This window comes from Klebsiella sp. HN106 (genome assembly GCF_051209435.1).
GTDB classification, from domain to species: Bacteria; Pseudomonadota; Gammaproteobacteria; order Enterobacterales; family Enterobacteriaceae; genus Klebsiella; species Klebsiella oxytoca.
The window spans coordinates 84,981-98,843 of record NZ_JBLURD010000018.1 but is presented as its reverse complement, the minus strand read 5'-3'; the positions used below and the strand labels follow the sequence as shown (position 1 = coordinate 98,843).

At 59.3% G+C, this 13,863-nt stretch carries 9 protein-coding genes; 5 read left to right on the top strand and 4 right to left on the bottom strand.

The window, feature by feature from the left end; all coding sequences use genetic code 11:
• Positions 1–212 precede the first annotated feature (212 nt).
• The 3 genes from ACSIPU_RS26885 to ssuD form a co-directional block, all read right to left on the bottom strand.
• Positions 213–1,619, bottom strand: a complete 1,407-nt coding sequence (locus ACSIPU_RS26885; RefSeq protein ID WP_004105053.1) for an LLM class flavin-dependent oxidoreductase — start codon at positions 1,617–1,619, stop codon at positions 213–215.
• 75 nt (positions 1,620–1,694) lie between these two features.
• Positions 1,695–3,092, bottom strand: coding sequence for an FAD/NAD(P)-binding protein (locus ACSIPU_RS26880; protein ID WP_024274635.1), 1,398 nt, complete (start codon positions 3,090–3,092; stop codon positions 1,695–1,697).
• 41 nt (positions 3,093–3,133) lie between these two features.
• Positions 3,134–4,306, bottom strand: a complete 1,173-nt coding sequence (gene ssuD, locus ACSIPU_RS26875) for an FMNH2-dependent alkanesulfonate monooxygenase (RefSeq protein WP_004105057.1) — start codon at positions 4,304–4,306, stop codon at positions 3,134–3,136.
• A gap of 271 nt (positions 4,307–4,577) precedes the next feature.
• Here ssuD and ACSIPU_RS26870 point away from each other — a divergent pair, with 271 nt between their 5' ends.
• Together ACSIPU_RS26870 and xni are read left to right on the top strand one after the other, a co-directional pair.
• Entirely contained in the window at positions 4,578–6,521 is a 1,944-nt protein-coding gene (locus ACSIPU_RS26870) for a sigma-54-dependent Fis family transcriptional regulator (RefSeq protein ID WP_004105059.1), read from the top strand.
• Positions 6,522–6,765: 244 nt separating this feature from the next.
• Complete coding sequence (gene xni, locus ACSIPU_RS26865) at positions 6,766–7,521, top strand: flap endonuclease Xni (protein WP_004105061.1); 756 nt, start codon at positions 6,766–6,768, stop codon at positions 7,519–7,521.
• 495 nt (positions 7,522–8,016) lie between these two features.
• Here the strand turns inward: xni and fucA are convergent, their stop codons facing one another.
• On the bottom strand, positions 8,017–8,664 hold the full coding sequence (fucA, locus tag ACSIPU_RS26860) for an L-fuculose-phosphate aldolase (protein WP_004114950.1): 648 nt from the start codon (positions 8,662–8,664) through the stop codon (positions 8,017–8,019).
• 559 nt (positions 8,665–9,223) lie between these two features.
• Between fucA and fucP the strand changes: the two genes are divergently transcribed.
• From fucP to fucK, 3 genes are all read left to right on the top strand, one after another.
• Positions 9,224–10,534, top strand: coding sequence for an L-fucose:H+ symporter permease (fucP, locus tag ACSIPU_RS26855; RefSeq protein ID WP_004105064.1), 1,311 nt, complete (start codon positions 9,224–9,226; stop codon positions 10,532–10,534).
• A gap of 31 nt (positions 10,535–10,565) precedes the next feature.
• A complete protein-coding gene (gene fucI / locus ACSIPU_RS26850; RefSeq protein WP_023321544.1) occupies positions 10,566–12,341 on the top strand; it encodes an L-fucose isomerase in 1,776 nt (591 codons plus the stop codon).
• Positions 12,342–12,444: 103 nt separating this feature from the next.
• Complete coding sequence (gene fucK / locus ACSIPU_RS26845; protein WP_024274637.1) at positions 12,445–13,863, top strand: L-fuculokinase; 1,419 nt, start codon at positions 12,445–12,447, stop codon at positions 13,861–13,863.

The following is a 13,863-nucleotide window of genomic DNA, read 5'->3' as shown; positions in this document are numbered from 1 at the left end:
ATGCGCAGATAACATCATGGCCCGGATACGACGGTATCGTAAGAGAGGCCGGATATACGAACGCAACTTACCCCGTTACACAAAATGCAGAGATGGCTTGCATAACGGGAGGTGTCCATATACGGACAGGCGCGTCAAGCGCCGCCTCCGGGAAAAACCTACCGCCCCACAGTTCAGTCCCCCGCCCTTCGGGGAGAGGGGGACCAGCAAAATTAACTCACCTTCTCTTCGCTCCCGACCGCCACCCGCGCGCCGTGGCGATAACCTGCACCCGGATGCGGCGCAGCCAGCCGCGGGCCGGCGCCGAACAGCTTCTCGCGCAGGGTTCCTTCGCGATACTCCTGCTTAAACACGCCGCGCTTTTGCAGCTCCGGGACCAGTAAATCCACCACGTCGCGGAAGGTTTCGTGGGTCACCGCATAGGCGAGATTAAACCCATCGACGTCGGTCTCTTCGACCCAGGACTGCAGCTCATCGGCGACCGTCTGTGGACTGCCGACCACCAGCGGCCCGAAGCCGCCAATTCCCGCCCAGTCCGCCAGCTTCTGCACGGTCCACTGGCTGTTCGGATCGGCAGTGGAAAACGCCTCCACCATCGACTGAATCGCATTGGTATGCAGATACTCCAGCACCTGGTCCGGCTGATACTGGCCAAGGTCGATACCGGTCCAGCCGGAGAGCAGCGCCAGCGCCCCTTCGTAGCTGACGTACGGTTTATACTCCTGCCATTTAGCCTGGGCTTCACGGTCGGTTTCGCCGACGATGACCGTCTGCATATTGAAGATCAGGATGCTGCGCGGATCGCGCCCGGCTTCCTCGGCGCGACGGCGAATATCCGCCACCGTCTTTTTCAGCAGTACCTTCGACGGCGCGCCGACAAATACGCACTCCGCGTGGCCGGCGGCGAACTGCTTGCCGCGGCTGGAGGCGCCCGCCTGATAGAGCACCGGCGTACGCTGCGGCGACGGCTCACAAAGGTGGATCCCCGGTACCGAGAAGAAGTTCCCCTGATGGTTGATCGGATGAATTTTTCGCGGATCGCTGAAGATCTTGCGCTCCCTGTCGCGCAGCACCGCGCCGTCTTCCCAGCTGCCTTCCAGCAGTTTATAGACCACCTCCAGGTATTCATCGGCGTAGTCGTAGCGGGCGTCATGGTCGGTCTGCGCTTTTTGCCCAATGTTCCGCGCCCCGCTCTCCAGATAGGAGGTCACGATATTCCAGCCCACCCGCCCCTTCGTCAGATGGTCGAGGGTCGAAAGACGGCGGGCGAACGGATAGGGATGCTCAAAGGAGAGCGAAGCGGTCAGGCCGAATCCCAGATGCTCCGTCACCAGCGCCATCGGCGTAATCAGCGCCAGCGGATCGTTGACGGGCACCTGCGCCGCCTGGCGGATCGCCGCATCGCCGTTGCCGTTCAGTACATCATAGACGCCCAGCACATCGGCGATAAACAGCCCGTCAAACTTGCCGCGCTCCAGCAGACGCGCCAGGTCGACCCAATATTCGAGGTCTTTATACTGCCAGGAGCGGTCGCGCGGATGGGCCCACAGCCCCGGCGACTGATGGCCGACGCAGTTCATATCAAAAGCGTTCAGACGAATTTCACGTTGTGATGACATAGCGCTTCTCCACGGCGCGCCCCGCTGTCGGGCCGCGCGCATAATCAGTTAAGGGAATCAGGGGATAAAAGGCGTTCAGAACGCCGGACATCGGACGGATTGTTTGACGCCCAGAGTCTGCAGCGCTTCGGCGGCCACGTCAGCGGCATGGTCAGCCACCTGCGGTAGCCCCATCAGCTCTCCGAAGCGGGCCCGCGCGGCAGGGCCGGAAACCAGTAGTTTGGGATTAGCTTGCCCTTCCCGGCCAATGGCTCGCGAGCGAAGATCGACGTCCAGGCCGAGGCCGAACGCGTCGGCGCGAATCAGCCCATCCTGGCTTAGCTGGCGCAGCAGCGGCTGGCTATCGGTCAGCGCCCCGTGCGCCGGGCCGGTGGTTAAAATAACGTGGTCAGCGCTCACCCGCTGTGCTTCACCGTACCGGAGCGCCAGGGTTAACGTCAGCCTTTGCGCATCGCCTTCCAGCGCCGTCAGCCGGGCCGCCAGCACCCGCAGGCTGCCGTCGCGCTGGCGCTGCTCAATAACCCCGGCGACCTGCGGAGCGATACGGTAGCGGTGAACGTCCCAGTAGCTGCGCAAATGACGCAAGAAGCGCTGGCGATCGGCGACCGTCAGCCCCTGCCAGATGCGTTGTCCCTGATTACGTACCGCGTCCATCACCACCTGCCAGGCCAGCCCCTGCTGCTCCGCGCGAGCGATATCCTCGCGGATCTGCCGCAGCCGCTGGCGCAGCGATCCGCGATCGTATTCGCCTGGCCAGGGGTCACCGCTGCCGCTCAGGTTGCTGCGGGACAGCAGCCCGCGGCGTGAAAATGCGGTTATCGGCCCCCGATGGCCCAGCCGCGTCAGGGTGGCAACGGTATCCGCCATCGTCAGGCCGGTGCCCACGATCGCGACGCTCGCTTCCGGTGCGATAGCTTCAAGCACGCCCGCTCGCCAGGGATTAGCAATGAGCGCCGGATGAGTCGCAAACGGCATCGTCAGCGTCGGCAGAGAGGGGGGCGGATGGCTAATGGCCAGCACCAGTAGATCGGCCGACAGTCGCCGACCGCTGTCGGTAACGACCTCGCCATGATGAATGCTCAGCGCCTGCTCGCGCAGATGCGTCAGCCGCCCTGCGCTGGCGCGCGCCTCCTCGGCGAAACGCTGGGCGACGTAGCGGCCAAACTGACCGCGCTGCGGATAAACCGCGCCATCCTCCAGCAGCGCCTGCGGATCTTCTGCAAAAGCAGGCTGGCTGCGGTACCAGCGATCGAACGCGCCCTCCTCTTCACCGGCAAGCTGCATTCGCGCGGCGGGAACGTTGATTCTGTGACTCGGTTCGGTCGTGGAGTAGGCCACGCCCGCGCCGGGCACCTCTCGCGGCTCCAGCAGCGTGACCCGCACGCCAACCGGCGCCAGGCGCAGGAGATGAATCGCCACCGCCGCGCCGCTAAATCCGCCGCCGACAATCACCACGTGCGGTTCAGTTTGCATAGCCCACCGCCTTCAGAAACCTGTGCAACATACGGTCCCCCTCAGCTTGCGCTCACCTGTTTCACCGGACGTTTATCGCCGCCGATAGTTTCGCCGAACGGGCCGGTATTGACGCTACGCGCCTTCGGCTGCTCATGGCCTGCCAGCGGCAATAACGGCATGACCAGGTCGGCAAAGCGATGGGCCTCTTCCAGATGCGGATAGCCGGAGAAGATAAAGTTGGTGATACCGAGTGCCTGATATTCACGGATGCGTTCTGCTACCTGCTGCGGATTGCCAACCAGCGCCGTTCCGGCCCCGCCGCGCACCAGCCCCACGCCCGCCCACAGATTCGGGGCAATACGCAGATTGTCGCGCGATCCTTTATGCAGCGAACTCATTCGCGCCTGGCCGGTAGAGTCCATACGGGCAAAAATTTTCTGCGCCTGGGCGATAGTCTCGTCGTCAAGATGAGAAATCAGCCGATCGGCGGCGGCCCACGCCTCTTCTTCGGTTTCGCGGACAATCACGTGCAAACGAATCCCGTACTGCAGCGTACGGCCCCGGGCGGCGGCGCGCTCGCGCACCACAGCCAGCTTTTCGGCCACCAGCGCCGGCGGCTCGCCCCAGGTCAGGTAGGTATCAATTTGATCGGCGGCGACGTCGATGGCCTCCTCGGACGATCCGCCAAAGTAAAGCGGCGGGCCGTTTTCCTGCACCGGTGGAAACAGCACTTCAGCGCCTTCCACGTGGATATGCTCACCGCGATAGTCCACCTTTTCACCTTGCAGCAGGCGCGAGTAGACGTCGAGAAATTCGCGGGTCACCTGATAGCGTTCGCCGTGGCTGAGGAAAATGCCGTCGCCTTTGTTCTCCACCGGATCGCCACCGGTAACGACGTTAATCAGCAGCCGGCCGCCCGACAGGCGATCAAGCGTCGCCGCCATTCTCGCCGCCAGCGTTGGCGGCTGCAGGCCAGGACGAACGGCCACCAGATAGCGCAGGCGGCGGGTCAGCGGCGCCAGGGCCGATGCCACCAGCCATGAGTCTTCACAGCTTTTCCCCGTCGGGATCAGCACCCCGTAGTAGCCGAGACTGTCGGCCGCCAGCGCCACCTGCTGCAGGTAAGGCAGGTCAACCGGGCGGCCGCCTTCTGCGGTACCCAGATAGCGGCCATCGCCGTGGGTAGGCAGAAACCAGAACACATTGATTTTATCGTCGGTTTTTTGCGTCATTATCCATTTCCTATATAACCATATCCGATATTTATCGAAGAGATGTTTTAATTTGGTTATATGAGTGTTAGCGATAATCATGCCAATGGTGAATAAAAAATTTACATATTTAAATCATGGAGTTAAATAAAAGTTAGTTTTATAACGCTGTCGCAAATGCAGCAGCCAATGCGTTCAGGCTGCCGCCTTTGCAGCAGCACGACAGGTTTGCCCTCTGGTTTCCGTCTCCGGCACAGGATAAGTTCAAGACATCACATACCGGAGGTCACCCATGCTGAATCCGCAAACCCCAGCCGCCACGCCCGCGCTCATCGATCCGGCGTCAAAAGCCTTTCAGAGCCTGCTGGATAAACTGGCCCCCACCGAAGCGACCGTGCTGATCGTCGGCGAAACCGGTACTGGTAAAGAGGTTGTCGCCCGCTATCTGCATCATCATAGTCCGCGTCGTCAGCGGCCGTTTCTCGCCGTTAACTGCGGCGCGCTCAGCGAAAGCCTGGCGGAAGCGGAGCTGTTCGGCCATGAAAAAGGCGCGTTTACCGGCGCGGTGCAAAGCCATCCCGGCTGGTTCGAAGCGGCAGACGGCGGCACGCTGCTGCTGGATGAAATCGGCGAACTTAGCCTGGCGCTCCAGGTGAAGCTCTTGCGCGTCCTGCAGGAACGCGAAATTACCCGCGTCGGCTCGCGTAAAGCGATTAAGGTCGATGTCCGGGTGATCGCCGCCACCCACGTAGACCTGATGCAGGCTATCCGCGAGCGTCGTTTCCGCGAAGACCTCTACTATCGCCTGAATATCGCCATCGTCCCGCTGCCGCCGCTGCGCCAGCGCCGCCAGGATATTCCCGTTCTGGCGGACCATTTCCTTACGCTCTACGCCCGCCGCCTGGGTCGGCCGGTTCGTCGTCTGGCCCCGGAGACGCTGGCAAGGCTGATGGAGTACCCCTGGCCGGGCAATATTCGCGAACTTGAGAACACTCTGCATAATGCGGTATTGCTGAGTAAAGAAGAGGAGATCGCCCCCGCTCAGCTCCGGTTAACCACCCTAAGCGACGCCTCACCGGCGGTAAGCGATAACGAACTGGACGACTTTATTCGTCATCAACTCTCCCTGCCGGGCGAGCCGCTGTGGGAAAGGGTCACCGGGGCGTTGATTCGCGGCGCGATGGCGCAATGCGACGATAACCAAAGCCAGGCCGCAGCGCTGCTCGGCATTAGCCGCCACACGCTGCGCACGCAGCTGGCCAATTTTGGCATCATTAAAAGCCGCCGCCGCCAGGAACCCCTCTTCGGAGCGGCGGTCAATAACGTTTCTCGCGATCGGGAACTGCGCATCGGCTTCCAGCGTTTTGGCAATCTTGGCATTCTGAAGGCGCGGCAAAGTCTGGAGAAAGCCTTTGCCAGCCGCGGCGTCAGCGTGCTGTGGAGCGAGTTTCCCGCCGGGCCGCAGCTCCTGCACGCGCTGGCCTGCGATGAAATCGACTTTGGCACCACCGGCGAAGCACCGCCGGTTTTCGCTCAGGCCAATAATAGCGAGCTGGTCTACGTCGCCTGGGAACCGCCCGCGCCGCAAAGCGTGGCCATGGTCGTCCCACAGCACAGCGACATTCGCACCATTGCCGACCTGCGCGGCAAGCGTATCGCGCTGAATAAAGGTTCGAACGTGCACTGGCTGCTGCTGCATATTCTGGAAGAGGCTGGGCTGGGATTAAACGACGTTAAAGTGGTCTATATTCCGCCAAAATATCCGCTGACCGCCAGCGACTACCTGGCGGTAGACGCCTGGATGATGTGGGATCCGCTGCTTAGCGACGCGGAAGATAGCGGCGAATTACGGGTAGTAGCCAGCGGCGAGGGGCGCGTCAACAACCATCAGTTCTATCTGTCGCGCCGCGACTACGCCAGCCGCAATAGCGATATTATGCAGCGGCTATTCGCCGAGCTGGCGCAGACCGGGCAGTTTATCGACCAGCATCGGGAAAAAGCCGCGGAGCTGCTCTCCGCCGAGCTGGGTCTTAACGCCGCTTCTCTGACCCGAGCCCTGGCGCGCCGCAGCCATCGCCCGCGCACAATGGACCTTAAAGTGATTCGCGCCCAGCAAAGTATCGCCGATCGGTTTTACGCGCTGGGCCTTATCAACAAACCGGTTTCAGTGCGCGAAGCCGTGTGGTACGGCGAAGCCACCAATAGCGATCTCGGCCTGCTGATGCACGTCGATTAGCCGGAAACTGCGAGTCATCTTCCTGATTTTACAGGCGCCAATAGCCTCATCGGCGCGGCGATGTTACCCTAAAAAGCATTGAGAACAGGAACCTAACCCACCAGGCATCATCGTTGCAGACAGTTTGGCCCGAAGAGCGTGCAGAAGCCGGAGCGTAGAGGTAGTACGTGAGGCTTTTGCGCACTGCCCGGCGTCAAACCAGCAAATAAAATAGCCTGATGGGCCAGGCTTTAAGGGGAGAATCGTGGCCGTTCATTTACTCATCGTCGACGCACTTAATCTGATTCGCCGCATCCACGCGGTGCAGGGTTCACCCTGCGTCGATACCTGCTTACATGCCCTCGAGCAGCTGGTGCTCCATAGCCAGCCGACCCACGTGGTGGCGGTATTTGATGACGAAGATCGCGGCCACGGCTGGCGGCACCAGCGCCTGCCCGATTATAAAGCCGGGCGCGCGCCGATGCCGGAAACCCTCGAGGCGGAAATGCCGGCGCTGCGGGCGGCATTTGAGCAGCGCGGGTTTCGTTGCTGGGCGCTCAGCGGCAGCGAAGCCGACGATCTTGCCGCGACTCTGGCGGTTAAGGTGGCGCAGGCCGGGCACCAGGCGACCATCGTTTCAACCGACAAAGGCTACTGCCAGCTGCTGTCGCCGACGATCCGCATCCGCGACTATTTCCAGAAACGCTGGCTCGACGCGCCGTTTATCGCCAAAGAGTTCGGCGTGACGCCGGAGCAGCTACCCGACTACTGGGGGCTGGCGGGCATCAGCAGCTCCAGGGTTCCCGGCGTGGCGGGCATTGGGCCCAAAAGCGCAGCCCAGTTATTAACCGATTTTCAGGATCTGGAAGGGATCTACGCCCGGCTGGCGGACGTGCCGGAGAAGTGGCGTAAAAAGCTGGAAGAACACAAAGAGATGGCCTTCACCTGCCGGGAAATCGCGCGCCTGCAAACCGATTTACAGCTGGATGGCAACCTGCAGCAGCTGCGGCTGGCACGATAGCATCAGGCTACGGAGCACACAGCTTCCCGGAGGCGATGCTGCGCATCTGTCCGGGCTACCCAATCGCAGACGGCGGTGAATGGTGGGGGCTACCCAACCGCAGACGGCGGTAAACCGTGGGGACTACCGGCCCGCAGACGGCGGAATACCTGTAGCCCGGGCAAGGCGCGTCAAGCGCCGCCCCCGGGACCAAAGTGCACCGTGGCTGAATTTCCCGGAGGCGATGCTGCGCATCTGTCCGGGCTACCCAACCGCAGACGGCGGTAAACCGTGGGGACTACCGGCCCGCAGACGGCGGAGTACCTGTAGCCCGGGCAAGGCGCGTCAAGCGCCGCCCCCGGGACCAAAGTACACCGTGGCTGAATTTCCCGGAGGCGATGCTGCGCATCTGTCCGGGTTACCCAGTCGCAGACGGCGGTGAATGGTGGGGGTTACCCAACCGCAGACGGCGGTGAATCTGTACACTGCAGCCGGCAGAAACGTTCGCTTACGAGATCACTCTTCGATACGCAATCCGTAGGTTTTGAATTTCTCCAGCACGATGGCGATAGCCTCATCATCAAGCACCGGAACCGGATCGATGATGGCCAGGGTGCTGAGATAGAGCTGCGCCAGTACCTCAACTTCATGCGCCAGCCACAGGGCCTTTTCCAGATTCTCTTCACAAGCGATCAGGCCATGGTGCTGCAGCAGGGTCGCTTTGCGATTTTTCAACGCCACGGCCACGTGTTCAGACAGCTCACGAGTACCAAAAGTGGCATAGGGTGCGCAAGGAATGGAGTTACCGCCGGCCGCCGCAATCATATAGTGAATGGCGGGAATGGGACGATTGAGGATCGATACCGCCGTGCAGTGAACCGCATGATTATGCACCACCGCATGAGCATCAGGACGCGTCTGATAAGCCGCCATATGAAAACGCCACTCGCTGGACGGCAGTTTGCCCTGTTCATGCTGACCTTCAGCATCGATATAAACAATGTGCGCTTCCGTCAGCTTTTCATAAGGTATACCGGTTGGTGTGATCAGCATCCCCCCCTGGTACCGCACGCTTACGTTGCCTGCCGTCCCCTGATTTAACCCCAGGCGGGTCATCTCCAGGCAGGTATCAATAATCTGCCGGGCCAGTCTATTACGTTCCATTCTTTACCTCTCTTAATAATGCGCAATACGACAACAGACCGCTCGCCGGGCATGGCGCGCCGACGCTGTTGAATAACTCAAATAATTGCTCACCATCATCATCCCGAATAATCAGAAAGGAATTTACATCCACTGGTTCTGTGATACCCCTCACTTATTTCAGCTTAAAAAAACCGTTTGCTCATTTTTACGTTGTGAAAAAATGCCCGTTATCATCAATAGATTTAAAAACGGTCATTTTACCGATAATGTTAACAACTGACCGTTTTCCACATTATAAATTAAATCGGGCATTCGTTCTGTGGGTTTTAGAATTATCTTTCTCAAACGGTCATGTTTTCCTGATTATAAAAGTGATGATAATCACATAAAATCACTCACCGCATACTTAGTGTGACCGCCATCATATTAAAAGGCATTTTTTATTTGAAAATGAATTCATGAGTTCATCCCGCGATGTTTATTTCATCATCGTTCTCGTCACAGGAACTCACCTGATTTTTGCGGTCTGGTGGGCAAAGCCGGCTGCTGAATACGCTTCTGAACCAATGAGGATGCTATGGGAAACACAACGATACAAACGCAGAGTTTTCATGCGGTCGAGACAGGGCAAAGCAAGCGCTACATTATTCCCTTTGCCCTGCTGTGCTCGCTATTTTTTCTTTGGGCGGTCGCTAATAATCTTAACGATATTTTATTACCACAATTTCAACAAGCCTTTACCTTAACTAACTTCCAGGCTGGTTTGATTCAATCCGCTTTTTATTTTGGCTATTTTGTTATTCCGATTCCGGCCGGGATCTTGATGAAAAAACTCAGTTACAAAGCCGGCATTATTACCGGGCTATTCTTATACGCTTTTGGCGCCGCGCTATTCTGGCCCGCCGCCGAGGTCATGAATTATACCTTATTCCTGATCGGCCTGTTTATTATTGCGGCGGGGTTAGGCTGTTTAGAAACTGCAGCAAACCCTTTTGTTACCGTGTTAGGGCCAGAAAGCGGCGGCCACTTCCGGCTTAATCTGGCGCAGACCTTTAACTCTTTTGGCGCCATTATTGCGGTGGTCTTTGGGCAAAGCCTTATTTTGTCTAACGTGCCGCATCAATCGCAGGATGTACTCGATAAAATGGCTCCGGAGCAGCTTAGCGCTTATAAGCACAGCCTGGTGCTCTCGGTGCAAACCCCCTATATGATCATCGTCGCGGTTGTCTTACTGGTCGCTCTGTTGATTATGTTGACCAAATTTCCGGCCCTGCAGAGCGACGACCACAGTGATGCCAACCAGAGTTCCTTCTCCGCTTCTCTTGCCCGCCTGGTGCGCGTTCGCCACTGGCGCTGGGCGGTGCTGGCGCAGTTTTGCTACGTCGGCGCACAAACCGCCTGCTGGAGCTATCTGATTCGCTACGCCATCGAAGAGATCCCCGGCATGACGCCCGGTTTCGCCGCCAACTATTTGACCGGCACTATGGTGTGCTTCTTTATCGGCCGTTTCTCCGGCACCTGGCTCATCAGCCGCTTCGCGCCGCATAAAGTGCTGGCGGCCTATGCCCTGCTCGCCATGCTCCTGTGCCTGATCTCCGCTTTCAGCGGCGGCCATGTGGGCCTGCTGGCCTTGACGCTGTGCAGCGCCTTTATGTCGATTCAGTATCCGACCATCTTCTCGCTGGGCATCAAGAATCTGGGGCAGGACACCAAATACGGCTCCTCGTTTATCGTCATGACCATTATTGGTGGCGGCATCGTCACTCCGGTTATGGGCTTTGTCAGCGACGCCGCCGGCAACATCCCTACCGCCGAGCTGGTACCGGCGCTGTGCTTTGCCGTCATCTTCATCTTTGCCCGTTTCCGTTCGCAAACGGCAGCTAACTAAACATTTATCCGCATAACGTGAGGGATCTGGAATGAAAAAAATCAGTTTACCGAAAATTGGCATTCGCCCGGTGATCGATGGACGCCGCATGGGGGTACGCGAGTCGCTGGAAGAGCAAACCATGAATATGGCGAAGGCTACCGCTGCGCTGATTACGGAAAAGCTGCGCCACGCCTGCGGCGCGCAGATCGAGTGCGTCATCGCCGATAGCTGCATTGCAGGGATGGCAGAATCCGCCGCCTGCGAAGAGAAATTCAGCAGCCAGAACGTCGGCGTCACCATCACCGTCACCCCCTGCTGGTGCTACGGCAGCGAAACTATCGATATGGACCCGATGCGGCCAAAAGCTATCTGGGGCTTTAACGGCACCGAGCGACCAGGCGCGGTTTACCTTGCGGCAGCGCTGGCAGCTCACAGCCAGAAGGGCATCCCGGCGTTCTCGATATACGGCCACGACGTACAGGACGCCGACGACACCTCCATTCCGTCTGATGTTGAAGAAAAACTGCTGCGCTTTGCCCGCGCCGGTTTAGCGGTCGCCAGCATGAAGGGCAAAAGCTATCTTTCCGTCGGCGGCGTATCGATGGGAATCGCCGGTTCTATCGTCGATCACAACTTCTTCGAGTCCTGGCTCGGTATGAAGGTCCAGGCGGTGGATATGACCGAACTGCGCCGCCGTATCGATCAGAAAATCTATGATGAAAGCGAGCTGGAAATGGCGCTGGCGTGGGCGGATAAAACCTTCCGCTACGGCGAAGACCAGAACGCGCAGCAGTATAAACGTAATGCCGAGCAGAGCCGCGCGGTACTCAAAGAGAGCCTGCTGATGGCGATGTGCATTCGCGACATGATGCAGGGCAACAAGAAGCTGGCGGAAAAAGGACTGGTCGAAGAGTCGCTGGGCTACAACGCCATTGCCGCAGGCTTCCAGGGCCAGCGTCACTGGACCGATCAATACCCTAACGGCGACACCGCCGAAGCGCTGCTTAACAGCTCGTTCGACTGGAATGGCGTACGCGAACCCTTCGTTGTCGCCACGGAAAACGACAGCCTCAACGGCGTGGCGATGCTGATGGGCCATCAGCTGACCGGCACCGCCCAGGTGTTTGCCGACGTGCGTACCTACTGGTCGCCGGAAGCGGTAGAACGCGTCACCGGCCAGCCGCTCACCGGGCTGGCGGAACACGGCATTATCCATCTGATCAACTCCGGTTCGGCGGCGCTGGACGGCGCCTGCAAACAGCGCGATGCGGATGGCAAGCCAACCATGAAGCCGCACTGGGAAATCAGCCAGCAGGAGGCCGACGCCTGCCTCGCCGCCACCGAATGGTGCCCGGCGATTCATGAATATTTCCGCGGCGGCGGCTTCTCCTCTCGCTTTCTGACCGAAGGCGGCGTGCCCTTTACCATGACTCGCGTGAATATCATTAAAGGCCTTGGCCCGGTTCTGCAAATCGCCGAAGGCTGGAGCGTGGAACTACCGAAAGAGATGCACGATCGGCTGGATGCCCGCACCAACTCCACCTGGCCCACCACCTGGTTTGCGCCGCGCCTGACCGGTAAGGGCCCGTTCTCCGACGTCTACTCGGTGATGGCGAACTGGGGCGCTAACCACGGCGTGCTGACCATCGGCCACGTTGGCGCCGACTTTATCACTCTGGCGTCTATGCTGCGGATCCCGGTATGCATGCATAACGTAGAAGAGGCGAAAATTTACCGCCCGTCCAGCTGGGCTGCGCACGGGATGGATAGCGAAGGCCAGGATTACCGCGCCTGCCAGAACTACGGCCCGCTGTATAAACGTTAAAAATGCCTGATGGCGCTGCGCTTATTCGGCCTACGGATGATAACGTCTCCGTAGGCTGGATGAGGCGTTTACGCCGCCATCCGGCAACGTCTCGGGAGAGATTATGAAGAATGAAGTCATCCTGGTTCTCGACTGCGGCGCCACCAACGTCAGGGCGATTGCCGTTGATCGCCAGGGGAATATTATCGCCCGCGCCGCAACGGCTAACGCCAGCGATATCGCCGTGGAGAACAGCGCATGGCACCAGTGGTCGCTGGAGGCCATCCTGCAACGCTTCGCCGAGTGCTGTCGGCAGATTGGCGATGCGCTCTCATCCTGCACGGTTCGCGGCATCACGGTCACCACCTTCGGCGTGGACGGCGCGCTGGTGGATGAACAGGGCAAGCTGCTCTATCCGGTCATCAGCTGGAAATGCCCGCGAACCGCAGCGGTGATGGACAATATCGGCCGCTTTATGCCCGCGCAGCAGCTCCAGCAGATCGCCGGCGTCGGCGCATTTGGTTTTAACACCCTCTATAAGCTGATATGGCTGCAAGAAAACCACCCGCAGCTGCTGGAGCAGGCCCATGCCTGGCTATTCATCTCCTCGCTGATCAACCAGCGCCTGACCGGGGAATTCACGACCGATATCACCATGGCGGGTACCAGCCAGATGCTGGATATCCACCAGCGAGATTTCAGCGCGCAGATTCTGCAGGCAACGGGATTGCCGCGCCGCCTGTTTCCCCGGCTGGTGGAGGCGGGCCAGCAGATTGGTACCCTGCAAAACGATGCCGCGAAGATGCTGGGATTACCCGCCGGGATCCCGGTTATCTCCGCCGGGCACGATACCCAGTTCGCGCTGTTTGGCGCCGGCGCGGAGCAGGATGAACCGGTGCTCTCTTCCGGTACGTGGGAAATTTTGATGGTGCGTAGCGTTCAGGTGAATACGCCGCTGCTCAGCCACTATGCGGGATCGACCTGCGAACTGGATAGCCAGCCGGGATGCTATAACCCCGGTATGCAGTGGCTGGCTTCAGGCGTGCTGGAGTGGGTACGCCAGCTGCTGTGGACGGCAGAAACGCCGTGGCGCACGCTGATTGAAGAAGCGCGCGTCATTCCCGCCGGTTCTGAGGGGGTAAGGATGCAGTGCGATCTGCTCTCCTGCCGGAATGCGGGCTGGCAGGGCGTCACGCTGAATACCACTCGCGGCCATTTCTATCGCGCCGCGCTGGAAGGATTAGCCGAACAGCTGGCGCGTAACCTGCAAACGCTACAAAAAATCGGCCATTTTAACGCCAGCGAACTGCTGCTGGTCGGCGGCGGTAGCCGCAACGCGCTGTGGAATCAGATCAAAGCCAATACGCTCGATATGCCTGTCAAAGTACTGGATGACGCCGAAACCACCGTGGCTGGCGCCGCCATGTTTGGCTGGTACGGCGTCGGTGAATTCCACAGCCCTGAACAGGCCAGAGCGCAGGTGAGCTATCAGTATCGCTATTTTTACCCGCAAACCGAACCCGAACTGATTGAGGGAGTATGA

Coding starts and splice junctions, on each gene's coding strand:
- fucI (WP_023321544.1), top strand. CDS start 10,566: ATGAAAAAAATCAGTTTACCGAAAATTGGCATTCGCCCGGTGATCGAT.
- fucP (WP_004105064.1), top strand. CDS start 9,224: ATGGGAAACACAACGATACAAACGCAGAGTTTTCATGCGGTCGAGACA.
- ACSIPU_RS26870 (WP_004105059.1), top strand. CDS start 4,578: ATGCTGAATCCGCAAACCCCAGCCGCCACGCCCGCGCTCATCGATCCG.
- ACSIPU_RS26885 (WP_004105053.1), bottom strand. CDS start 1,619: ATGTCATCACAACGTGAAATTCGTCTGAACGCTTTTGATATGAACTGC.
- ssuD (WP_004105057.1), bottom strand. CDS start 4,306: ATGACGCAAAAAACCGACGATAAAATCAATGTGTTCTGGTTTCTGCCT.
- fucA (WP_004114950.1), bottom strand. CDS start 8,664: ATGGAACGTAATAGACTGGCCCGGCAGATTATTGATACCTGCCTGGAG.
- fucK (WP_024274637.1), top strand. CDS start 12,445: ATGAAGAATGAAGTCATCCTGGTTCTCGACTGCGGCGCCACCAACGTC.
- ACSIPU_RS26880 (WP_024274635.1), bottom strand. CDS start 3,092: ATGCAAACTGAACCGCACGTGGTGATTGTCGGCGGCGGATTTAGCGGC.